Genomic DNA, 21,646 nt, shown 5'->3' with positions numbered 1-21,646 from the left:
CCGTCACCGCCCGACCTTCCTTCCCCCCACCGTCGATGCCCCCAGGGAGCCGAAAGTGAGCACGCCCGAGGAATCCCGTCCCGAGCCCGTGGACGTCCCCCTCATCCAGATCAGCGCCTTCGAGTCGGGTCCCGAGGACGCCGAGGAGGCCGGCGGCTGCGGCGACGGCTGCGGCTGCGGCGGCGGCGAGGAGTTCGAGTGCGGGCTCGACCCGGCGCTCGCCGAACTGCTCGCCGACGCCGGTCTCGACCCGGTCCAGGTGGAGGACGTCGCGCACCTGGCGATCGCGGAGGACCTCGACGGCGGGGTCGACGTGACGACCGTGGCGACCGTCCCCGAGGAGGCCGTGGCCACCGCCGACTTCACCGCCCGCGAGGCCGGCGTGGTGGCCGGCCTGCGGGTCGCGGAGGCGGTCCTGTCGATCGTCTGCACCGACGAGTTCGAGGTCGAGCGGCACGTCGAGGACGGCGAGCGCGTCGAGGCCGGGCAGAAGCTCCTGAGCGTCACGGCCCGCACCCGCGACCTGCTCACCGGCGAGCGCAGCGCGCTCAACATCCTGTGCCGCCTCTCCGGCATCGCCACCGCCACGCGCGCGTGGGCGGACGCCCTGGAGGGCACGAGGGCGAAGGTCCGCGACACCCGCAAGACGACGCCGGGCCTGCGCGCCCTGGAGAAGTACGCGGTCCGCTGCGGCGGCGGCGTCAACCACCGCATGTCGCTGTCCGACGCGGCCCTGGTGAAGGACAACCACGTGGTGGCGGCCGGCGGCGTGGCCGAGGCCTTCAAGGCCGTGCGCGAGCTGTTCCCGGACGTGCCGATCGAGGTCGAGGTCGACACGATGCACCAGGTCCGCGAGGTCCTGGACGCGGGCGCCGACCTGATCCTGCTCGACAACTTCACCCCGGCCGAGACCGAGGAGGCCGTGGCCCTCGTCGCGGGCCGCGCCGTCCTGGAGTCCTCGGGCCGCCTCACCCTGGAGAACGCGGCGGCGTACGCGGCGACCGGCGTCGACTACCTGGCGGTCGGCGGCCTCACCCACTCCTCCCCGATCCTCGACATCGGCCTCGACCTGCGCGAGGTGCGGGCCTGATGCTGCTCACCATCGACGTCGGCAACACGCACACGGTCCTCGGCCTCTTCGACGGGGACGAGATCGTCGAGCACTGGCGGATCTCCACGGATCCGCGCCGGACCGCCGACGAGATGGCGGTCCTGCTCCAGGGCCTGATGGGCATGCACCCGCTGCTCGGCGTCGAGCTGAGCGACGGCATCGAGGGCATCGCGATCTGCGCGACGGTCCCCTCGGTCCTGCACGAACTGCGCGAGGTCACCCGCCGGTACTACGGGGACGTGCCGGCGGTCCTGGTGGAGCCGGGCGTCAAGACGGGCGTCCCGGTCATCACCGACAACCCGAAGGAGGTCGGCGCGGACCGCGTCATCAACGCGGCCGCGGCGGTCGAGCTGTACGGCGGTCCGGCGATCGTCGTGGACTTCGGGACGGCGACGACGTACGACGCGGTCACCGCGCGCGGCGAGTACGCGGGCGGGGCGATCGCGCCGGGCATCGAGATCTCGGTGGAGGCGCTCGGCGTGCGCGGGGCGATGCTCCGCAAGATCGAGCTGGCCCGCCCGCGGAACGTGATCGGCAAGAACACGGTCGAGGCGATGCAGTCCGGCATCATCTACGGCTACGCGGGCCAGGTGGACGGCGTGGTGGCCCGGATGAAGCGCGAGCTCGTCGGCCCCCAGGGCGACCCCGACGACGTGACCGTGATCGCGACGGGCGGCCTGGCCCCGATGGTCCTCGGCGAGTCGAAGGAGATCGACGAGCACGAGCCCTGGCTGACCCTGATCGGCCTGCGCCTGGTGTACGAGCGGAACGTCTCGCGCATGTAGGGCCCGCCCGGCGGATCGAGGCCGGACGGGCCCCGGCCCGTCCGGCCGCCCTCCGGGGGCGGCCGAACGGCTGCCGCCCGGCGCGCCGTAATGATCCCTAAGCGAAAATTGTCCGATTAGCGCGTACCGTCGGCCCATGCCCACGCCATACGGATCCCGTGGCGGCATGGCGTTCAGCGCGGACGAGCTGCGTGTGCTCCGTCGCGCCCTTGCCATCGCCCTTCACCCCGCCCCCCTTCAGGACGAGGACGTCCAGGACTGCCTGCGCCTGGCCGAATCCGTGGACGAGGCGGTACGCGAGGCCGGTCGGCTGCGCGCCTTCCTCCTCGCCGACCTGGCCCGCTACCGCGAGGCACTGCCGGGCTCCCTCGGCGGTTACCTGGAGCTCCTCCGGGACGCGCTGGCCGCCGGGTACGACCCCGGGGCCGACGACCTCGCCGCCCTGCGGGCGCTGCGCCGCAACCCCGCCGCCGCCGAGCTGCTCGCCCGCTGCCAGGGCCTCGCCGAGCGCTCCGTGCGCGCGCGCCTGGCCCGGGTCGTCCAGGCCACCGCCCCCGCGGCCGACCGCGCCCCCCGTGCCCGGCTGCTCGCCCTGCCCGGCGGACGTTCGGCGGCCGACGAGCCCAGGCCGAACCCGCCCGCCCCCGCGGAGCGCCCGGTGCCCAAGCCCTCCGAGGTCTTTCCGCCGCGCCGCCGGCCCGTTCCGCCGCCCCCGCCCGAGGAGCGGGCCGCCGGATAGCTACCCTGGTCGCCATGGAATACGTATCCGCGCTCCTGCCGCCCGTCGTGATGGCCGCGTTCTTCATCGCCCTCGTCGTCACGATCGTCAAGAGCCAGGGCGGCCCGAACAAGGCCAAGGAGGACGCGGCCGTCGACGCCGCCCTCGCCCGCGCCGAGGCCGCCCGCCAGCCGGACGGTTCCGCCGCCTCCTGATCCCGCCGGGGGTCCGCACCACCGGGGACGTACGGCCTCACCGGGTCGTGCGTCCTTTTCGGTTCGACTCCGTCCGTCTGCGTCCGGGCGGTGTTCGATTCTCTTCGGGTTTCCGGCGCCGGATGGCGTCAATAGACCCTTATCGACGTTTTGCGCACTATGGTGGCGCTGTGCCCCGTCCTTTGGGAGAGCTCGAAGACGCCGTCATGACGCGCGTGTGGCAATGGAACCGTCCGGTGACCGTCCGGGAAGTCCTGGAAGACCTCCAGCAGGAACGGTCCATCGCCTACACCACCGTCATGACCGTCATGGACAATCTCCATCAGAAGGGCTGGGTCCGCAGGGAAGTCGAAGGCCGCGCCTATCGCTATACGGCGGTCTCCACCCGCGCCGCCTACGCGGCCGCGCTGATGAACGAGGCCTGGAGCCGGAGCGACAATCCCGCCGCCGCCCTCGTCGCCTTCTTCGGCATGATGTCGCCGGACCAGCGGGAAGCCCTCGACGACGCCATTCGTATCGTCCAGCGGGTCACCCCGCTCCCCGCGCCCCTGCCCGCCCCGCCCGAGGAGGGCGCCGGGGAAACCGGGCCCGGGGAGCGATAGCGTCCCCCCATGCCGCCGTCTGACTCCCCGGCCGTCCACCCGGCCCCCGCCGAAGCCGTCACCGTCCGCAGGGCCCGCACCGGTGACGTCGCCGCCGTCCGCCGTCTCGTCGACCCTTTCGTCCGGCGCGGCATCCTGCTCGACAAGGCGACCGTGACGCTTTACGAGTCCATCCAGGAGTTCTGGGTGGCGGAACGCGACGAGGACGCCGTCGTCGTCGGCTGCGGCGCGCTCCACGTGATGTGGGAAGACCTCGCGGAAGTGCGCACGCTCGCCGTCGATCCCGAGTTCAGGGGAGCCGGCGTCGGACATCAGGTGCTCGACAAGTTGTTGCACACCGCCCGATGGCTCGGGGTGCGGCGGGTATTCTGCCTGACCTTCGAAGTCGACTTCTTCGCGAAGCACGGCTTCGTCGAGATCGGCGAGACCCCGGTCGACGGAGATGTCTACAGCGAGCTCCTGCGTTCCTATGACGAGGGAGTCGCGGAGTTCCTCGGTCTCGAACGAGTGAAGCCGAACACCTTGGGCAACAGCCGGATGCTTCTGCACCTCTGACCCGGAACCGGTACGAAGCGATCCCGAACCGGTCCGGGAACGACGCCCCGAACCCGTACGGAACCCCGAAGGGAACCCCGCCCGGAACCCTATGTCCGAATCGCGCACGTTTCCCGCGCCGTCGGGGTTCTGAACCTCTCCCAGGGGTTTGTGTTTTCCCGGGAAAAGCGGTTTCCTTTCCGCGTACTGCATTTTCGATGAAAGGAAATCCGGTGGCACAGAAGGTTCAGGTCCTTCTTGTCGACGACCTCGACGGCGTCGAGGCGGACGAGACCGTGACGTTCGCGCTGGACGGCAAGACCTACGAGATCGACCTCACCACCGCGAACGCGGAAAAGCTCCGCGGTCTGCTCGAGCCGTACACCAAGAGCGGCCGGCGCACCGGTGGCCGCACGACCGGTGGGCGCGGCAAGGGCCGTGCCGTGACGGCGGGCAGCCCCGACACCGCGAAGATCCGCGCGTGGGCCAAGGAGAACGGCTACGACGTCAACGACCGCGGCCGCGTGCCCGCCACGGTGAAGGCGGCTTACGAGGACGCGAACCGCTGAGGCGACCGCCGCTGAGCCGCCGGCCCGCGGGCCCGGGCGCTCAGCAGCCGCACCCGGTGGCACTCGGCGGCGGCGGCGGACACCAGCCGCACCAGGCAGGGGGCACCCCCTCCGCCCCACGGCGCGGCCCGCAGGGCCGGGAGCGAGGGCTCGACCTCGCGGCCCGGCACGGGGGCGCGCAGCCACACCGCGGCGTCCGGCGCGCCGGAGCCGCCCCGCCCCGGGGGAAGGGGCGCGGTCATCCGGCCGTCGGCGCCGAGCACCACGAGGTCCAGGGTGATCCCGCCCCATTCCAGCCAGTCGAGCAGTCCCGGCAGCTCCTCCGCGCTCCCCGCGGCCACGAGCAGCCGCATCCGGGGCCCCGCCAGGGCCACGGGGCCGGTCGCCGCGCCGACCCGGCGCAGGACGCCCCGGCCGGCCTCGGCGGGCAGCTCCAGGACGTCGAAGCGCAGCCCCGTGACCAGGGCCACCGGCGGGCCCGCCACCGTCGCCCAGCCGAGCCGGTCCTCGTACCACCGCGCCGGACCGTCGTCGAGCGGCGCGCGGGGGGACGGGAGGAAGGGGGCCATGCCCGGGCAACTCCCGCGGGGGCCCCTTGGTTACGCCCCCGGAGCGGTCCCGCACCCGCCGCGCGGTGACGCTCGGTCCCCCGCCGGACGCACGAAGTGTCCGGGATGAGGTGTACGGGTGCATTCGAGCGCGCAAGGGTGTTCGCTGGTAGCGGAGGGAACCGGGGTGCGCGGCATGGAGTGTCGGTGCTCACGGGTAAGACATTCCTAGTGGAGAGGGGTGACCCCGCGGGCTCCGGCGTCTCACGTTCGCCATCGGCGTACTGGAGGCGTGGCTAACCACTTGGCCTGCGGGAACATCGTCTCGCACCATCGGGTTGGAGCATTTGTCGGCTGTTCGGCAGCAGGTCTCCCCACGGACAAGGGGGTGATCCGGACGGATGTCGGCAGTTGGAATGAGCGGTCCCCGCTTGCGGGACTAAGCTGCGGAAGGACAGGGAGGGGATCGACCCCTAACTGACTGACCGCTCTGAGGAGCGATTAACGATGTTCGAGAGGTTCACCGACCGCGCGCGGCGGGTTGTCGTCCTGGCTCAGGAAGAAGCCCGGATGCTCAACCACAACTACATCGGCACCGAGCACATCCTTCTGGGCCTTATCCACGAGGGTGAGGGTGTCGCCGCTAAGGCCCTGGAGAGCCTCGGGATTTCGCTCGAGGCGGTCCGCCAGCAGGTGGAGGAGATCATCGGCCAGGGCCAGCAGGCCCCGTCCGGGCACATCCCCTTCACCCCTCGTGCCAAGAAGGTCCTGGAGCTGTCGCTCCGGGAGGCCCTCCAGCTCGGCCACAACTACATCGGCACCGAGCACATCCTGCTCGGCCTGATCCGCGAGGGCGAGGGCGTCGCCGCCCAGGTCCTCGTGAAGCTGGGCGCCGATCTCAACCGGGTCCGGCAGCAGGTCATCCAGCTGCTCTCCGGCTACCAGGGCAAGGAAGCCGCCACGGCCGGCGGTCCTGCCGAGGGCACCCCCTCGACGTCCCTGGTCCTCGACCAGTTCGGCCGCAACCTCACCCAGGCGGCCCGCGAATCCAAGCTCGACCCGGTCATCGGGCGCGAGAAGGAGATCGAGCGGGTCATGCAGGTGCTGTCCCGCCGCACCAAGAACAACCCGGTGCTCATCGGCGAGCCCGGCGTCGGCAAGACCGCCGTCGTCGAGGGCCTGGCCCAGGCCATCGTCAAGGGCGAGGTGCCCGAGACCCTCAAGGACAAGCACCTCTACACCCTGGACCTCGGCGCGCTGGTCGCCGGCTCCCGCTACCGCGGTGACTTCGAGGAGCGCCTGAAGAAGGTCCTCAAGGAGATCCGCACCCGCGGCGACATCATCCTGTTCATCGACGAGCTCCACACCCTCGTGGGTGCGGGCGCCGCCGAGGGCGCGATCGACGCCGCCAGCATCCTCAAGCCGATGCTGGCCCGCGGTGAGCTCCAGACCATCGGCGCCACCACGCTCGACGAGTACCGGAAGTACCTGGAGAAGGACGCGGCCCTGGAGCGCCGCTTCCAGCCCATCCAGGTCGCCGAGCCGTCGCTGCCGCACACCATCGAGATCCTCAAGGGCCTGCGCGACCGGTACGAGGCCCACCACCGGGTCTCCATCACCGACGAGGCCCTCGTCCAGGCCGCGACCCTGGCCGACCGGTACATCTCGGACCGCTTCCTCCCGGACAAGGCGATCGACCTGATCGACGAGGCCGGCTCCCGGATGCGCATCCGCCGGATGACCGCGCCGCCGGACCTCCGCGAGTTCGACGAGAAGATCGCCGGCGTCCGCCGCGACAAGGAGTCCGCGATCGACTCGCAGGACTTCGAGAAGGCCGCGTCCCTGCGCGACAAGGAGAAGCAGCTCCTCGCCGCGAAGGCCAAGCGCGAGAAGGAGTGGAAGGCCGGCGACATGGACGTCGTCGCCGAGGTCGACGGCGAGCTGATCGCCGAGGTTCTCGCGACCGCCACCGGCATTCCGGTCTTCAAGCTGACCGAGGAGGAGTCCTCGCGCCTGCTGCGCATGGAGGACGAGCTCCACAAGCGCGTCATCGGCCAGAAGGACGCCGTCATCGGTCTTTCGCGGGCGATCCGCCGTACGCGGGCCGGTCTGAAGGACCCGAAGCGCCCCGGTGGCTCGTTCATCTTCGCCGGCCCCTCCGGTGTCGGTAAGACCGAGCTGTCGAAGGCCCTCGCCGAATTCCTCTTCGGCGACGAGGACGCGATGATCTCCCTCGACATGTCGGAGTTCAGCGAGAAGCACACGGTTTCCCGTCTCTTCGGTTCGCCGCCCGGCTACGTCGGCTACGAAGAGGGCGGCCAGCTCACCGAGAAGGTGCGCCGCAAGCCGTTCTCCGTCGTCCTCTTCGACGAGGTCGAGAAGGCCCACCCCGATATCTTCAATTCCCTTCTCCAGATCCTGGAGGACGGTCGCCTGACCGACTCCCAGGGCCGGGTCGTGGACTTCAAGAACACGGTCATCATCATGACGACCAACCTCGGGACCAGGGACATCTCGAAGGGCTTCAACCTGGGCTTCGCGGCCCAGGGCGACACGAAGTCCAACTACGAGCGGATGAAGGCGAAGGTCAGCGACGAGCTGAAGCAGCACTTCCGCCCGGAGTTCCTCAACCGTGTGGACGACATCATCGTCTTCCCGCAGCTGACGCAGGACGACATCCTCCAGATCGTCGACCTGATGGTCGGCCGCGTGGACGAGCGCCTGAAGGACCGGGACATGGGCATCGAGCTCTCCCAGTCCGCGAAGGAGCTGCTCGCCAAGAAGGGTTACGACCCGGTGATGGGCGCCCGGCCGCTGCGCCGGACGATCCAGCGCGAGATCGAGGACACGCTCTCGGAGAAGATCCTCTTCGGCGAGCTGCGTCCCGGTCACATCGTGGTCGTGGACACGGAGGGCGAGGGCGAGGAGCGCAAGTTCACCTTCCGCGGCGAGGAGAAGTCGGCCCTGCCGGACGCCCCGCCGATCGAGGCGGCGGGCGGCCCCGGGCCGAACCTGTCGAAGGACGCGTGACGCTGCGCCGAGCCCGTAGCGCGTAGTGGGGCGGCCCCGGAACCCGAACGGTTCCGGGGCCGCCCCTTTCGCGTTCAGGGGCCGGTGACCCGGACCCGGGACGGGAGGTACTCGGCGCCGGTCACGGAACCGGGCCCGTACACCTCCACCGTCTCCAGGTGGGCCAGGGCGGCGAGCGGCGCCAGATCCACGGTCACCGTGGAGCTGTAGAGGCGCAGTTCGAGCTGCCTCAGCCGGGCGGACGGGGGCAGCGGCGGGAGTTCGGGCGGCCCGGCGAAGCGTTCCAGTTGCAGGTGGACCGGGTCGCACAGGGACAGGAGCCTGGCCGTCAGGTCCTCGGAGACCGGGCTGTCGATGCTCAGCCGCCGCGGGGTCAGACCGAGGCGGACGAGCTCGGCGGCCTGCTCGTCGCTGCCGACGGTGAAGATGAGCTCGCTCGGATCGAGGCGCGCCACGATCTCCTCGGAGTAGGGGTGCGGCTCGAACCGGGACCACGACCAGATGAGCTGCGAGCGGACCTTCAGGGCCGGGTGCCGCACGAAACGTGCCAGGTAGGGGAGGGCCGCGTCGCTCGCGACGTGGGTCGCGGCGACCACCGAGGTGAACGCCTCCTCGTCGGTCAGCTCCTCCGGCCCGCCCAGCAGTCCGAGGACCAGCGGGCCGACCTCCGCCAGTTGCCGGGCCTCTTCGGGGTCGCGCGGCGGAATCACCTCCCCCGTCCTCCGCAGCACCTCCCCCCGGACCTCCGGGGACACCTCCGTCGCGTGGTCCAGGGCCGTCGCCGCCAGGAGGGTGAGCCGCAGCCGGACCCGGCGGTCCTCCGTCGCGTCCGCCGCCGACAGCAGCTCCCGCAGGATCTCCGCGCACTCGCGCGGCCTCGCGTGGCCCACCGCCATGCGGATCACGTCCTCCCACTGGTCGTCGGCGGCGTGCCGGACGAGGACGCCGATGTCCCAGTGGTCCACGAGGGCCTTCGCGGCCAGGTGGTCCTGGAAGGTGCGGTGGACGAACTCGACCGTGTCGGCCGTGGGCTCGCGCAGGAGGCCGCTGCGGTGCAGGAGGTGGGTGAAGACCCGGTCCGGGGGGTGCGCCGAGGCGTCCGGGACCGCCGGGACGGCCTCGGCGACGATCGACGCGGCGTGCGCGCGGTCCATCTGCGTGCGCCCGTTCAGCGTCAGCCAGTACGCCAGACGCTGGATCAGCTGGATCTGCGGGGCCTCGTCGAGGACGAGGCCGGTCGGGGCGCCCATGTCCCGCTCGCGGTCCCGCCGGGACAGGAGCATGGACAGGGCCGCCTCGTAGAGCGCCTTGCGGCCCCGGGGCAGGAAGCCGCGCCGGTCGCGGTGGAGGGCGCAGATCAGACCGCACATCAGGGGGTTGGTGGCGAGCTGGGCCACGTGCTCGGCGGTCCGCAGCGCGTCCAGGAGCGGCTGCTCGTGGACCGCCGCGTCCGGTCCGGCGGCCTCGTGCCAGCGGCGGACGAAGGCGGTGACCTCCGTGCGGGCCATGGGCGCGAGGGCCAGTTCGGCGAAGCCGTCCGGGGCCAGCCAGTCGTCCCGTACGGCGGTGGGGCGCGAGGTGACGAGCCAGCGGTTGCCCTCGTACGCGCCGAGGAGGTCGCGCAGCCAGTCCCGGGCCCGGCCGCGCTCGGCCTCGGGGATCTCGTCGATGCCGTCGACCAGGACCAGGCCCCGGCCGGCCGCGAGGACCCGGTCGGTCCAGCCGTCGGGCGGGGTGAGCGGGCAGCCGGCGGCGGACAGGAAGCGGTCGGGGGAGGGCAGCCGCTCGCCGTGGCGGGTGAGGGTGCGCAGGGGCAGGACGAAGGGGACGCGGCCCCGGAGGTAGGCCATGCCCTCCGGCCGGTCCTCGGTCGCCGCCGCCGAGACCGTCAGCCACTGGACGAGCGTGGTCTTGCCGGAGCCCGCGAGGCCGCGCAGGAGCACCTTCTCGTGGCGGGCGAGGGCGAGGTCGGCGCGGACGGAGGCCTGTTCCCGCTGCGGGGGACGGGGGCGCTCCTCCCGTCCGGGCGCCTCGTGGGCGGTCTCCCGTCCGGGCGCCCCGGGCGTGCCCTCCCCGCCCGTCGCCTCCAGGGACAGGTAGGCCAGGTCCAGCGGCCACTCGTCCGGCGAGTGGTGCAGGTCGACGCCGTAGATGGTCAGGCGGCCGTGCTTCTTCGCGAGGTGGGCCAGGTAGCGGCGCTCGAAGGCCTCGTCCCGGGTCTCCGTCCGCGGCGTCCGGCGGATCAGCTCGTCCGTCTTCGCGAGGAGCTCGGCCTGGGCGCGGGTCTGTTCGACCAGGCTGCGGGCGACGAAGGCGGAGCGCTTGGTGAAGAACTCCAGGATGTGGAGGCAGGCCCACTCGGTCATGGTCTCCAGGTAGAGGACCGCGTCGGTGGAGAGGCCGTCGGGGGCCGGGGCGGCGGCCCGCAGCCGGCGGGCGAGGTCGCGGTGGCCGAGGCGGACGGCCTGGACGTCGTCCATGTCGAGGTCGCCGAGGGCCAGCAGGTTCGCGGCGAGGGCGTCGGTGACGGCCCCGGTCTCGTCGGCGGGGAACGGCGGCTCCCCGGCCCCCTGCCGGGAGCGTTCGACCAGGGTGGCAGCGAGCCCGCGGACGTCCTTCTCGGTGAGGGTGCGCTTCTCGCCCCGGAAGGAGACGAGGCCGGAGAGCCGGACCTCGGCGTCCTTGCGGACGAGGCCCGCCCCGGGGCCGTCGCCCGCCAGGAGCCTCTTCAGGAGCGGGCCGATCGCGGCCGAGGCGAGGCGCGTGCCGATGAGTGCCGGTTCCATGGTGACCCCCTGTGTCTCCCCGAAGCGGTCAGCGTAGTGGGGGAGGGGTCGGGGCGGGGCCCCGAGGTGTGACCCGGGCCGCTTTCCGGGGCCTTTCCACGGTCCCGGAGCCCCTTTCAGTGGCCCCCGTCACGTGACCCAGGTCCCATGTGGAATGCCTTTTCGCGTGACCCAGATCCCATCCGAACGGGCCGCCTGGTGACAAGGCGCACAGGGGTTTCGAGGGGTACTAACCGGAATAGTGGTGAACATTGGGGTTTATTTCGGACGTACGGGCACGAAGCGGCGGGTTGGCGGGCCCCTCGGGTCCCGGGCCGGGCCCGGACCGGCCTCCTGGGCGGTCCGGGCCCCCGAGACGTGCGGTTAAACCGGTTTTCTTGGGCCGATATGTCCGATTTCGAAGGCCCCGCCCCCGGTCGTCAAGACCTGAACTTCCTCCGTGATCGCTACGACGCCGTGTCGTAGATGGGGTGTTTTGGGTTGGTCGGGGGGCCGGGTTACCAAGGATGAGCAAGCCCGGCGCCGCAGCGAAAGCGCGTCGGGTCCCGTACTCCCCGGAGGTTTTCCCCCGTATGTCGAAGCGCGTTATGAACCCCGCCACCCGTGCCGCCGCCGTCGCTCTCGCCACTGCCGGCCTGGGGGCGTCGCTGGTGGCCGGAGCAGGGTCCGCCTTCGCCGCCGAGGGCAAGGCCGTCGTCCCGACCGCCGCGACCGCGTCCGCCGCCGTCGCCGCCCAGGCCGAGACCCAGGCGCACCTCGCCGCCCAGGTGAAGGCCGCCGCCGCGAAGACCGTCACCGTCAAGGCCACCGCCGTGAAGGCGACCGCCACCAAGAAGGCCACCGCCGCCAAGAAGGCTCCGGCCTGGGTGAAGCCGGTCGGCTCCTACACCCTCAGCGCCAGCTTCAACCAGGGCGGCGCCATGTGGGCCCACAAGCACTCCGGCCAGGACTTCGCCGTTCCGGTCGGCACCCCGGTCAAGGCCGCCGCCGCCGGCACCGTCGTGAAGGCCGGCCCGTACGGCGGCGGCGACGGCCCCGCATACGGCAACGCCATCGTGGTCAAGCACGCCAACGGCAAGTACTCGCAGTACGCCCACCTCTCGAAGATCCAGGTCAAGATCGGCCAGAAGGTCGGCGCCGGCCAGAAGATCGCCCTCTCGGGCAACACCGGCAACTCCTCCGGCCCCCACCTGCACTTCGAGATCCGCACCACCCCGAACTACGGCTCCGCCGTGAACCCGGCCGCCTTCCTGCGCGCCCACGGCGTCGGCATCTGATCCGCCGGACCCGCTGTGAACCTATGAGGCCCGGTGGGCCTCGTCGATGAGATCGAGGGCGACCTCGAGGACGGCTTCGTGCTTGTCCTCGGGGTCGCCCTCGACGTTCTGCATGAAGAACGTGCCCGCATGGAGGGTGAAGACCGCGCTGATGCAGCGGACCTTCTCCTTGACGGGGAAGTCGTCGTCGTACAGCAGGCCGGTCAGCGCGACCATGCGCTCCTTGAAGGTGAGTCCCACGCTCAGCTCGCGCACGGTGGCCTGGTTCTCCTGCATGAAGCGGTAGAGCGGGGCCGCCGCGCGCAGCGCCACCTGGTAGCGGCGCACGACCTCGCGCTTGGTCTCGACCGTGCGCGGCTGCTCGCCGGCCCAGGCGATCAGCTCGTCCATGGGCCTGGTCAGGTCCTCGAAGATCCCGACCAGGATGTCCTCCTTGGTCTTGAAGTGGTAGTAGAGCGCCGCCTTGGTGACGTCGAGGCGTTCCGCGATCTCGCGCAGGGAGGTCTTCTCGTAGCCCTGCTCCGCGAAGAGTTCGAGGGCCACGTCCTGAATGCGCTGACGGGTGTTGCCTCGGGCCATGGGGTGCCCTCCACTTTCCAAAGAACTTACTTGACGACCGGCTAGTTACGGGCCTACCGTCCCTCAGTGTAGTAACTAGCCGGGCGGCAAGTAAGGGAATGGCATGGCGACGCGACAGAACGTTCGAACGGCAGAGGGAGAGGCACCGCCGGCACGCAGCGTCCGTGTCGTCCTGCTCGCCCTCATGATCGCGATGCTCCTCGCGATGCTGGACAACATGATCATCGGCACCGCGATGCCGACGATCGTCGGCGAGCTCGGCGGCCTGGAGCACCTCTCCTGGGTCGTCACCGCCTACACCCTGGCCACCGCCGCCTCCACCCCCCTCTGGGGCAAGCTCGGCGACATGTTCGGCCGCAAGGGCGTCTTCCTCACCTCGATCGTGATCTTCCTGATCGGCTCGGCGCTCAGCGGCATGGCCCAGGACATGGGCCAGCTCATCGGCTTCCGCGCGGTCCAGGGCCTCGGCGCCGGCGGCCTCATGGTCGGCGTGATGGCGATCATCGGCGACCTCATCCCGCCCCGCGAGCGCGGCCGGTACCAGGGCATGATGGCCGGCGTGATGGCCCTCGCCATGATCGGCGGCCCCCTCGTCGGCGGCACCATCACCGACCACTGGGGCTGGCGCTGGTCCTTCTACATCAACCTGCCGCTCGGCGCCGTCGCCCTCGCCATGGTCACCACCGTCCTGCACCTGCCGAAGAAGCCGCGGAACAAGGACACCCGGATCGACTTCGCCGGAGCCGCGCTGCTGACCGCCGGCATCACCGCGATCGTCCTGGTCACCACCTGGGGCGGCACGGAGTACGCCTGGGGTTCGGCCACCATCGTCGGCCTCGCCGTCGGCGGCGTCCTCGCCCTCCTCGCCTTCCTGTGGGTGGAGACCCGGGCGAGCGACCCGATCGTGCCGCTGCACATCTTCCGCAGCCGCAACTTCACCCTGATGTCCCTGATCGGCTTCATCGCCGGCTTCGTGATGTTCGGCGCGGTCCTCTACCTGCCGCTGTTCCAGCAGTCCGTGCAGGGCGCCTCCGCCACCAACTCCGGGCTGCTGCTCCTGCCGATGCTGCTCTCGATGATGGTCGTCTCGCTGGTCGCGGGCCGGGTCACCACCAGCACCGGCAAGTACAAGGCCTTCCCCGTCGCGGGCGGCGCCCTCATGACGGCCGGCCTCTTCCTGCTCTCCACCATGGACACCGGCACCTCGCGCCTGGTCTCCGGGGTCTGGATGGCCGTCCTCGGCGCCGGCATGGGCTTCCTCATGCAGATCACCATGCTGGTCGCCCAGAACAGCGTGGAGATGAAGGACATGGGCGTCGCCTCCTCCTCCACCACCCTCTTCCGGACGCTCGGCTCCTCCTTCGGCGTCGCGATCATGGGCGCGCTCTTCACCACCCGCGTCCAGGACGAGATGGCGGCCCGGGGCGGCTCGGAGCTGACGGCGCGGACCGCCCAGCTCGACGCGGCCAGCCTCGCCAAGCTCCCGGCCCAGCTCCGCGAGGCCTACCAGCACGCGGTCGCCGCCGGCACCCACGGCGCCTTCCTGCTCGCCGCGGCCGTCGCCGTCCTCTCCTTCGTCCTCGCCTTCTTCGTCAGGGAGGTGGCGCTCCGCGGCGCGGGCCCGGACGCCCCGAAGGAGCCCGCCGACGGCGGCGCGGCGAAGGTCTCCGAGAAGGTCTGAGACCCGCGCGTACGACGGTGGGGCCGGCCCTCGGAAGAGGAACCGGCCCCACCGTCGTGAACGGGTCTCGGAAGGAGGTCCGGCCCCACCGCCGTGAACGGGCCTCGGAAGGAGGTCCGGCCCCACCGCCGTGACGGACGGCCCTCGGAAGAGGAACCGGCCCCATCGCCGTGACGGGCTGACCCCGGAAGGGGTCCGGACCCGCCGCCGTACCGGCGCCCCTACTGCTCCGGCGGCCGCAGCATCGGGAAGCTGCCCGTGGTCGTCGGCGCGTGGTCCGGGAGCCACAGGACCGCGATGGCTCCGCCCACCCCGTTCGGCGCCGCCTCGGAGGCCACGTTCCGGAAGGTCAGCCGGGCGCCGAGGACCCGCGCCTGGCCCGACGCGATCGTCAGGCCCAGGCCGTGGCCCTGGCCCGCGCGGTCGCTCGACCCCGTGCGGAACCGGCTCGGGCCCTCCCTGAGCAGGGTCTCCGGGAAGCCCGGACCGTGGTCGCGGACGCGCACCACCCGGCCCTCGACCGTCACCTCCACCGGCGGCTTCCCGTGCTTGGCCGCGTTGGCGAGGAGATTGCCCAGGACCCGTTCGAGCCGGCGCGGGTCGGTGTTCACCCAGGAGTCGTGCACGACCCGGACGACGACCTCCGGGTCCAGGGCCCGCACCCGCCGCTCCACGAACTCCCCGAGCGCGATCTCCTGGAGCTCGGCCCGCTCCGACGCGCTGTCGAGCCGGGCCACCTCCAGGACGTCCTCGACCAGCGTCCGCATCGCCTGCGCCCGGTCCCGCACCAGCTCCGTCGGACGCCCCGGCGGCAGCAGCTCGGCCGCCGTGAGCAGCCCCGTGACGGGGGTCCGCAGCTCGTGCGCGATGTCCGCGGTGACCCGCCGCTCGGCCTCGATCCGCTCGTTCAGGGCGTCGGTCAGGGCGTCGACCGCCCACGCCAGGTCGTCGGTCTCGTCCCGTACGACCCCGCCGACGGCCTCCCGCACCCGTACGTCCGTGTTGCCCTGGGCGACCCGGCCGGCCGCGACGGCCGCCTTCCGCAGCCGGCGCGAGAGCCGCCCGCCGATGAACACGCCGAGCGCGCAGCCGCCGAAGACCACCGAGACCGAGCCGATGACGAGCGCCCGGTCCAGATCGCTCATGATCTTCGCGCTGCGGTCGGCGAAGGGGATGTGCAGCGAGAGCACGTCGCCGTTGGCGAGCGGCACGGCCGCCCACACGTCGGGCGGACCGCCGTGCCGGTGCTCCTGCACGTACGTGCCGCGCCGGTTGTCCCGCATCAGCCGGTCGAGCTGGCGCGGCAGCGCCGGATCGTTGATCTTGGTGCCGAAGCGGGGCTCCTTCGGCTTCGACGTCTCGTACAGCCGCTGTGCGAAGAGCAGCCGCTCCATCTGCACCTCGCGCGCGTTGTCGAGCATCGAGATGCGGGCGGCGTTGTGCACGACCACGCTCAGGGTGACCGCGATGAGGGCGCCGACCGCCGCGATGGCGACGGCGATCTTCCAGCGGACCCCGGTGCGCAGGGGGAACGGCCTCACCCGCCCTGGCCCCGGAGCTTGTAGCCGAAGCCGCGGACGGTCTCGATCCTGTCCTGGCCGATCTTGGCCCGCAGCCGCTGCACGTGGACGTCCACGACCCGGGTGTCGCCGCCCCAGCCGTAGTCCCAGACCCGCTCCAGGAGCTTGTCCCGGGACAGCACGGTGCCGGGCGCGGACGAGAACTCCAGGAGCAGCCGCATCTCGGTCGGGGTCAGCGCCACCGTCGCCCCGCCCCTCCTGACCTCCATGCCCTCGGTGTCGACCTCCAGGTCCCCGAAGACGAGCAGCCCGCCGTCGCCCGTCCCGTCCCCGGCCTCGCCGCCGCCGGCGTGCCCGAAGCGGCGCAGCACGGCCCGGATGCGGGCCATCAGGACCGAGCCGTCGAAGGGCTTGGTGACGTAGTCGTCCGCCCCGGCCTCCAGGCCGAGGACGACGTCGATGGAGTCGGCGCGCGCCGACAGCATGATCACCGGAACCGTCGACTCGTCGCGGATGCGGCGGCAGAGGCTGACGCCGTCCATGCCCGGCAGCATCACGTCGAGCAGGGCGATGTCCGGCCGCCGCGCCCGGAAGGAGTCCAGGCCGGAGAGGCCGTCGGGCACGGCCGTGACCCGGAAGCCGTCCCGCTCCAGGGCGAGCTGGGTGGCCTCACGGATGACGTCGTCGTCCTCGACGAACAGGACATGGGTTTCGGCCATCGTGAGCGTTCCTTCGGGGGTCGGTGCCTTCTCCGCGCGTCGTCCGCGCGTGCGGTGCGGTTCGTGTGCGGCTCGGTTCGCGTGGGGTTCAGTTCGCGTGGGGCTCGCTCGGCGCGGGCTCCAGGCCCTGGCCCTCGCCGACCGACCGGCTGTAGTCGTTGTGGACCCAGTCGTGCTGGGTGAACCCGCTGCCCGTCCAGCGGTACGTGATCACGTCCTCGCCCGAGGGGTAGGCGACCGGGTCGCCCTTCGCGTACACCTGCTTGGTGACGATCAGGTCGCCCCGGTCGATCGTGGCGTACACCGCCCCGTCCTCGGCCGCGAAGACGTTCTCGTACCCGTCGCTCAGGTTCCGGTAGACGTACGTGCCGATGCCGATGCCGTCACCGCAGGTCATCACGTTGACGACGACGTCGGGCGCGGGGGCGTTCGTGAGGTTGCCGTAGGAGGCGTCCACCGGGTACGAGTCCGCGGCGCACGGCTTCAGGTCGGCCTTGACCCGCTCGCTGAGCTTCGGATCGGCCTTGAGCAGCCCGATCGGGTCCACCCGCTTCGCCGACTGGGGGCCCGTGGTGGCCGACGGGGAGGCGGCGGTGGGGGAGGCGGCCGCGGCGACCCCGTCGGTCCGGGCCGCGCCCTCGTCGCGGGAACCCGTGCCGCCGGTGGAGCAGGCGGCCAGGGAGAGGCCGACGGCGACGATCCCGGCCGTCGCCGTGGCGCCCGCCGCCCGGACGGTACGCCGAGAGCGGCGACGCCCGGCCGTGAGCCGTGCGCCGCCGCCTTCGGGGCCGGAGCCCCTGCCGAAGCCCCCGGGAAGGCTCCTGCCGAAGCCCCCGGGAAGGCGCCCGGAAAGGCCCGTGGAACCGCCGGAGCCGTCGGCGGGGACGCCACCGCGTCTTTCGCCGTCGGCCTCGCCGTCGGGTCCGCCGTCTATGCCGCGCACCGCTCACGCCCCCCTTCGTCGCCTCGCACGGTCGTCCGCTCCCCGGTCCGCCCCAGGGCGCGGGCGTCGAGGTCGCGGCTCTCCAGCTCCTGCCGGAGCCGGGCGAGCGCGCGGTGGAGCGTGGACTTCACCGTACCGGTCGACATGCCGAGCGCCGCCGCCGTCTCCTCCGTGCTCATCTGTTCCCAGTGGCGCAGCACGACGACGCTGCGCTGCTTCGGCGCGAGCACCTTCAGGACGTCCATCAGGAGGGCCCGGTCGGCGTGCTGCTCGGTCGCGTCGGCCACGCTGGCGTCGGGGAGCTGCTCGGTCGGCACCTCTTCGAGCTTGCGGGAGCGCCACCACTCGGTCCGGGTGTTGATCATGACCCGTCGCAGGTAGGCGTCGGCGAGGGACTTGTCGGCGATGCCGTCCCAGCGCCCGTACGTACGGGCCAGGGCCGTCTGGAGGAGGTCCTGGGCGTCGACGGGGTCGGCCACGAGACGGCGCGCGCTGCGCAGCAGGGCGTCCTGCCGCGTGCGTACGTACTCCTCGAAGTCGAGCACCTCACCGTGCCTCATCCGAACCGCCTCCATCCCCGTGACCTGCTTGTTCCCTCGTGTCGTGGACGACGCTACGGAGCGGTTGTCACGGGGCTGTGCGGGGCAGCCGTCGGTGGACGCACGGCTACCCATCGGTTGTGTAACAGCGGGGGAGGAAGAGGTTTCGGAGGCGGGACCCCAGGAAAGCGCCGGGCGGCGGGGCCCCGGAGCGCGCCGGACGGGGAGGCCCCGGGACCGGCGGACGGCAGGGCCCCGGGGAGCGGCGGGCGGTGGGGCCTCAGGCCAGCGGCAGGCGGTAGAAGCCGTCGTCCAGCGGCTCGACGAGGCCGTCGGCGACCAGGCCGTCGAGCGCCCTGGCCCGCTGCACCGGCTCGTCCCAGACCGCGTCCAGGGCCTCGCGCGCCACCGGGTCCGTCGAGTCCCGCAGGACGGCGAGGAGCCGCCCCCGGACCTGCCGGTCGGTCCCGGCGTACGTCTGGCCGCGCCGCGGCGGGCCGTCGTGCGCGGGCTTCCCCGCGAGCCGCCAGGCGCACTGCCCGGAGATCGGGCAGCGCCCGCAGTCCTCGTTCTTCGCCGTGCACACGAGCGCGCCCAGCTCCATGGAGGCGGCGGCCCAGCGGGCGGCCGTCGTCTCGTCGTCCGGCAGCAGGGCGCGGGCGAGCCGCCGCTCGGCGGCCGTGGTCGCGTTCGGCGGGTACTGGACGCCGGTCGCCGCCCGCGCGAAGACCCGGCGCACGTTGGTGTCCAGGACGGCGTGCCGCTGCCCGTGGGCGAAGGAGGCCACCGCGGCGGCCGTGTACTCCCCGACGCCGGGCAGCGCGAGGAGCTGCCCGTGGTCGCTCGGCACCTCTCCGCCGTGCCGTTCCGTGATGGCCGTGGCGGCCGCGTGCAGCCGCAGCGCCCGGCGCGGGTAGCCGAGCCGGCCCCAGGCGCGGACCGCCTCGCCGGGGGCCTCGGCGGCCAGGTCGGCCGGGCGCGGCCAGCGCGCGAGCCACTGCTCGTACACGGGCAGGACCCGGACGACCGGGGTCTGCTGGAGCATGAACTCGCTCACCATGACCCCCCAGGCGCCCGCCTCGGGGCGGCGCCAGGGCAGGTCACGGGCGTGCCGGTCGAACCAGGCGAGGACGGGCCGGTGCAGTTCGGCGGGGACGGCGGGCACTCCGGGGATCCCGGAGGCGGAGGGCGTGTCGATGGAAGTCATGGCACCTCCGATCCTGACACGACTCCGGGGCGTTTCAGTGCGCGTCGTACGGACCGCGCCGGCCCTGCCCGGAGGGCGGGGCGCCGGGGTCGGTGGAGTACGGGGGGGCGGGGGCCTCGTACGGGGCGGCGGCGGGGTCCTCGTACGAGGGGGCGGGGTCCCCGTACGAGGGAGCGGCGGGGTTCCCGTAGGGGGAGGCGGGGTTGCCGTACGGGGCGGTGGGGTTACCGTACGGGGTGGCCGGGCCGTACGGGTAAGCGGAACCCTGCGGGGCGGCCGGGGCGGCCGGGCCGTACGGGGCGGAGGGGTCGTGGGCGGGCGCGGAGCCGTACGGGGCGGAGGGGTCGTACGAGGGAGCGGAGCCGTACGGGGCGGAGGGGTCGTACGAGGGAGCGGAGCCGTACGGGGCGGGGGCGCCGTACGCGGGGGCGGGGTTCTCGTACGAGGGGGCCGGGGCGCCGTACGCCGGGGCGGAGCCCTGTGCGGGGGCGGGCTCGAACAGGGAGGAGGAGGGAGCGGCGGCGGGCGCCGTCGTACGGGGTCCCCGACCCGCGCACCACACGACCAGCGTGTTCCGGCTCGACCGGGCCGTCTCCACCAGGGTCCGCACCGGCCGCTCGGCGAACCGCAGCACCAGGAAGGCGACCAGGCCGCCGAGGAGCAGGCCCGCGGTCACGTCGTGCGGGTAGTGGACGCCGACGAAGACCCGGGAGAAGGCCATGAGCAGCGCCATCGGCACGGTGAACCGGCCCGTCCCGCGCCAGGACAGGGCGAGCGCGATCGCGGCGGCGCCCGCGATGGCCGAGTGGTTGCTGGGGAAGGACCAGTCGCCGTACGGCGGGCAGGTGACCAGCGCGGCGGGCGCTCCGGCGACCGCGCGGCACGGACGTTCCTCATCGATCAGCGACTTCAGCGACTCGCTCACCACGTAGCCGAAGGCGGTGGCCAGCGGGGCGAGCAGCGCGAGCGACATCGCCCGGCTCGAACCGTCGCGGGTGCGCCACCAGCCGGCCAGGAAGAGCACGCCGAAGAGCAGCAGTCCGGCCTCGGTCCAGACCTCGGCGAGCAGCTGGAACCAGTGCGGCGTGGCATGGGCGAAGTCGGCGACGTCGAGATACAGACGGTCGGAGAGGTCGAGGAGGGTGTCCATGGGGAACGACGCTAACCGGAATCCCGGACGTCCCGCCCCGGGCCATCGGCCAGAACGACCCCCGACGAAAGTGGGGGGCGCCGATTCGCTCCGGTTGGACCCGTTTTCACTCGCGGGCCCGGAAAAAGTTCCCGGAAAGAAGGATGTGATCATCGGCAAAACTTGAGGTCTCGGGCGGCGGGTGGGGCGGGAGTTGGGCGCGATCTCTCGTAAGGTTCGGGTCGTGGGATCTTTGCGCAATCCGGTCGGGCCGCTTCCCTCCACCATCTACTGGCGACGGAGGGCGGTGGCGTTGTGCCTGATCGCCCTTCTCGCCCTGCTCACCGTGTGGGCCGTGACGTCCGGCGGCGGGGGCGGTAAGAAGCCGAACGACTCCGCCAAGGGCCCGTCGCCCACCCCGCCCTCGATCACGCCCGGACCCTCCGGCTCGGGCCCCGCGATCAGTCAACAGCCGGGCGGGCGCGACGAGTCGGACGAGGACGGCGAGTCCCCGGGCGGCAGCGGGGGCAACGGCGGCGCGGGCTCGGCCGGCGCGGGCTCCGGGGGCGCGGACGCGGGCGCCGGCTCCGGCGGCGCGGACACGGCCGGTCCCGGCGGCGTGGACAAGAACGGCGACGGCACCGGCGCCGGGGGCGACGGAGGCGCGGGCACCGGCGCGGGCCGGCGGCTCCCGGCCGACTCGCCGATCCCCAACTGCCCCGCCGGATCGCTCCAGTTGACGCTCAAGTCCGTCAAGCTCACCTACGAGGCGGGGGAGAGGCCCCGCTTCCAGCTCGTCGCGAAGAACAGCTCGTCCGTCGACTGCAAGGCCGACTTCGGTCCCCGCAACGCGGTCCTGACGATCACCGGCGCCAAGGACGACGAGGTCTGGTCCTCCGACCACTGCCCGCGTCCCGGCACCCCGCTCCTGCTGAGCCTCCCGGCGGGGGCGACCGTCGTCCACACCGTGGAGTGGGACCGCGGGCGCAGTGCCCCGCAGTGCGCCACCGCCCCGGCGGGCAGGGCCGGCCCCGGCACCTACCTGGTCGAGGCCGCGATGCCGGGCGTGAAGGTCCTCCCGGCCCCGTTCACGCTCGCCGAGGACTGAGCGGCACCCGGGGAGACCCGGGGCCGTCCTCCGGGACCACCGGGGC

At 72.5% G+C, this 21,646-nt stretch carries 19 protein-coding genes and 1 pseudogene; 11 read left to right on the top strand and 9 right to left on the bottom strand.

The window, feature by feature from the left end:
• Positions 1-55: 55 nt before the first annotated feature.
• The 7 genes from nadC (at position 56) to ACIQKA_RS24185 (ending at position 4,534) form a co-directional block, all read left to right on the top strand.
• Positions 56-1,090, top strand: a complete 1,035-nt coding sequence (gene nadC / locus ACIQKA_RS24215) for a carboxylating nicotinate-nucleotide diphosphorylase (protein ID WP_383152566.1) — start codon at positions 56-58, stop codon at positions 1,088-1,090.
• On the top strand, positions 1,090-1,896 hold the full coding sequence (locus ACIQKA_RS24210; protein ID WP_383431023.1) for a type III pantothenate kinase: 807 nt from the start codon (positions 1,090-1,092) through the stop codon (positions 1,894-1,896). Before nadC ends, ACIQKA_RS24210 begins: the two co-directional genes overlap by 1 nt.
• 166 nt (positions 1,897-2,062) lie before the next feature.
• On the top strand, positions 2,063-2,635 hold the full coding sequence (locus ACIQKA_RS24205; protein WP_383152600.1) for a hypothetical protein: 573 nt from the start codon (positions 2,063-2,065) through the stop codon (positions 2,633-2,635).
• Positions 2,636-2,649: 14 nt separating this feature from the next.
• Positions 2,650-2,829 carry a hypothetical protein gene (locus ACIQKA_RS24200; RefSeq protein ID WP_062754418.1) on the top strand — a complete coding sequence of 60 codons (180 nt, stop codon included), beginning with the start codon at positions 2,650-2,652 and terminating at the stop codon, positions 2,827-2,829.
• 170 nt (positions 2,830-2,999) lie between these two features.
• Positions 3,000-3,431, top strand: a complete 432-nt coding sequence (locus tag ACIQKA_RS24195; RefSeq protein ID WP_383152564.1) for a BlaI/MecI/CopY family transcriptional regulator — start codon at positions 3,000-3,002, stop codon at positions 3,429-3,431.
• A 9-nt stretch (positions 3,432-3,440) separates the two neighbouring features.
• The gene (locus ACIQKA_RS24190) at positions 3,441-3,986 is read left to right on the top strand and encodes an amino-acid N-acetyltransferase (protein WP_383152563.1); all 546 of its coding nucleotides are present in this window, start codon (positions 3,441-3,443) and stop codon (positions 3,984-3,986) included.
• 212 nt (positions 3,987-4,198) lie between these two features.
• Positions 4,199-4,534, top strand: coding sequence for an Lsr2 family protein (locus ACIQKA_RS24185; protein WP_383152562.1), 336 nt, complete (start codon positions 4,199-4,201; stop codon positions 4,532-4,534).
• On the opposite strand, the gene ACIQKA_RS24180 is transcribed toward ACIQKA_RS24185, so the two are convergent.
• Positions 4,513-5,103: an SCO3374 family protein gene (locus tag ACIQKA_RS24180; RefSeq protein ID WP_402542369.1), complete on the bottom strand. Its 591-nt coding sequence runs from the start codon at positions 5,101-5,103 to the stop codon at positions 4,513-4,515. The two genes, ACIQKA_RS24185 and ACIQKA_RS24180, sit on opposite strands and share 22 nt — an antisense overlap.
• A gap of 486 nt (positions 5,104-5,589) precedes the next feature.
• On the opposite strand from ACIQKA_RS24180, the gene ACIQKA_RS24175 reads away from it, so the two are divergent.
• A complete protein-coding gene (locus ACIQKA_RS24175; RefSeq protein WP_366379036.1) occupies positions 5,590-8,112 on the top strand; it encodes an ATP-dependent Clp protease ATP-binding subunit in 2,523 nt (840 codons plus the stop codon).
• 74 nt (positions 8,113-8,186) lie between these two features.
• Here the strand turns inward: ACIQKA_RS24175 and ACIQKA_RS24170 are convergent, their stop codons facing one another.
• The gene (locus tag ACIQKA_RS24170; RefSeq protein WP_391095624.1) at positions 8,187-10,898 is read right to left on the bottom strand and encodes an NACHT domain-containing protein; all 2,712 of its coding nucleotides are present in this window, start codon (positions 10,896-10,898) and stop codon (positions 8,187-8,189) included.
• A 572-nt stretch (positions 10,899-11,470) separates the two neighbouring features.
• Between ACIQKA_RS24170 and ACIQKA_RS24165 the strand changes: the two genes are divergently transcribed.
• A complete protein-coding gene (locus tag ACIQKA_RS24165) occupies positions 11,471-12,175 on the top strand; it encodes a M23 family metallopeptidase (RefSeq protein WP_383152559.1) in 705 nt (234 codons plus the stop codon).
• A 21-nt stretch (positions 12,176-12,196) separates the two neighbouring features.
• Here the strand turns inward: ACIQKA_RS24165 and ACIQKA_RS24160 are convergent, their stop codons facing one another.
• The gene (locus ACIQKA_RS24160) at positions 12,197-12,754 is read right to left on the bottom strand and encodes a TetR/AcrR family transcriptional regulator (RefSeq protein WP_383152558.1); all 558 of its coding nucleotides are present in this window, start codon (positions 12,752-12,754) and stop codon (positions 12,197-12,199) included.
• Between the two features lie 103 nt (positions 12,755-12,857).
• On the opposite strand from ACIQKA_RS24160, the gene ACIQKA_RS24155 reads away from it, so the two are divergent.
• A complete protein-coding gene (locus ACIQKA_RS24155; protein ID WP_383431031.1) occupies positions 12,858-14,435 on the top strand; it encodes an MDR family MFS transporter in 1,578 nt (525 codons plus the stop codon).
• Between the two features lie 221 nt (positions 14,436-14,656).
• Here the strand turns inward: ACIQKA_RS24155 and cseC are convergent, their stop codons facing one another.
• The 6 genes and pseudogenes from cseC to ACIQKA_RS24125 form a co-directional block, all read right to left on the bottom strand.
• Entirely contained in the window at positions 14,657-15,976 is a 1,320-nt protein-coding gene (gene cseC, locus ACIQKA_RS24150; protein WP_383152556.1) for a two-component system sensor histidine kinase CseC, read from the bottom strand.
• Positions 15,973-16,674: a two-component system response regulator CseB gene (gene cseB, locus ACIQKA_RS24145; RefSeq protein ID WP_383152555.1), complete on the bottom strand. Its 702-nt coding sequence runs from the start codon at positions 16,672-16,674 to the stop codon at positions 15,973-15,975. The genes cseC and cseB overlap by 4 nt, the downstream gene beginning before the upstream one ends.
• Positions 16,675-16,762: 88 nt before the next feature.
• Entirely contained in the window at positions 16,763-17,608 is an 846-nt protein-coding gene (locus tag ACIQKA_RS24140; protein WP_402542416.1) for a hypothetical protein, read from the bottom strand.
• Positions 17,605-18,177 carry a SigE family RNA polymerase sigma factor gene (locus ACIQKA_RS24135; RefSeq protein ID WP_030219524.1) on the bottom strand — a complete coding sequence of 191 codons (573 nt, stop codon included), beginning with the start codon at positions 18,175-18,177 and terminating at the stop codon, positions 17,605-17,607. Before ACIQKA_RS24135 ends, ACIQKA_RS24140 begins: the two co-directional genes overlap by 4 nt.
• 259 nt (positions 18,178-18,436) lie before the next feature.
• On the bottom strand, positions 18,437-19,363 hold the full coding sequence (locus ACIQKA_RS24130; RefSeq protein WP_383431033.1) for an A/G-specific adenine glycosylase: 927 nt from the start codon (positions 19,361-19,363) through the stop codon (positions 18,437-18,439).
• Positions 19,364-19,889: 526 nt separating this feature from the next.
• Positions 19,890-20,513 (bottom strand): annotated as a pseudogene (locus ACIQKA_RS24125) (phosphatase PAP2 family protein); the annotation flags it as partial.
• Between the two features lie 223 nt (positions 20,514-20,736).
• On the opposite strand from ACIQKA_RS24125, the gene ACIQKA_RS24120 reads away from it, so the two are divergent.
• Positions 20,737-21,600 (top strand): hypothetical protein, encoded by an 864-nt coding sequence (locus tag ACIQKA_RS24120; RefSeq protein ID WP_391095614.1) that lies wholly within the window; start codon positions 20,737-20,739, stop codon positions 21,598-21,600.
• Positions 21,601-21,646: the final 46 nt, after the last annotated feature.

Source organism: Streptomyces sp. NPDC092045 (genome assembly GCF_044756005.1).
Classification (GTDB): Bacteria; Actinomycetota; Actinomycetes; order Streptomycetales; family Streptomycetaceae; genus Streptomyces.
Note: the sequence above shows the minus strand (reverse complement) of the source record. Positions and strands in the feature narration are given on the sequence as shown.

What these genes read in the sequence shown, in the direction of transcription:
- ACIQKA_RS24175 (WP_366379036.1), top strand. Translation starts at nt 5,590, where the DNA reads ATGTTCGAGAGGTTCACCGACCGCGCGCGGCGGGTTGTCGTCCTGGCT.
- ACIQKA_RS24210 (WP_383431023.1), top strand. Translation starts at nt 1,090, where the DNA reads ATGCTGCTCACCATCGACGTCGGCAACACGCACACGGTCCTCGGCCTC.
- cseB (WP_383152555.1), bottom strand. Translation starts at nt 16,674, where the DNA reads ATGGCCGAAACCCATGTCCTGTTCGTCGAGGACGACGACGTCATCCGT.
- ACIQKA_RS24205 (WP_383152600.1), top strand. Translation starts at nt 2,063, where the DNA reads ATGGCGTTCAGCGCGGACGAGCTGCGTGTGCTCCGTCGCGCCCTTGCC.
- ACIQKA_RS24135 (WP_030219524.1), bottom strand. Translation starts at nt 18,177, where the DNA reads ATGAGGCACGGTGAGGTGCTCGACTTCGAGGAGTACGTACGCACGCGG.
- ACIQKA_RS24170 (WP_391095624.1), bottom strand. Translation starts at nt 10,898, where the DNA reads ATGGAACCGGCACTCATCGGCACGCGCCTCGCCTCGGCCGCGATCGGC.
- ACIQKA_RS24190 (WP_383152563.1), top strand. Translation starts at nt 3,441, where the DNA reads ATGCCGCCGTCTGACTCCCCGGCCGTCCACCCGGCCCCCGCCGAAGCC.
- ACIQKA_RS24130 (WP_383431033.1), bottom strand. Translation starts at nt 19,363, where the DNA reads ATGACTTCCATCGACACGCCCTCCGCCTCCGGGATCCCCGGAGTGCCC.
- ACIQKA_RS24155 (WP_383431031.1), top strand. Translation starts at nt 12,858, where the DNA reads ATGGCGACGCGACAGAACGTTCGAACGGCAGAGGGAGAGGCACCGCCG.
- ACIQKA_RS24200 (WP_062754418.1), top strand. Translation starts at nt 2,650, where the DNA reads ATGGAATACGTATCCGCGCTCCTGCCGCCCGTCGTGATGGCCGCGTTC.
- ACIQKA_RS24180 (WP_402542369.1), bottom strand. Translation starts at nt 5,103, where the DNA reads ATGGCCCCCTTCCTCCCGTCCCCCCGCGCGCCGCTCGACGACGGTCCG.
- ACIQKA_RS24160 (WP_383152558.1), bottom strand. Translation starts at nt 12,754, where the DNA reads ATGGCCCGAGGCAACACCCGTCAGCGCATTCAGGACGTGGCCCTCGAA.
- ACIQKA_RS24165 (WP_383152559.1), top strand. Translation starts at nt 11,471, where the DNA reads ATGTCGAAGCGCGTTATGAACCCCGCCACCCGTGCCGCCGCCGTCGCT.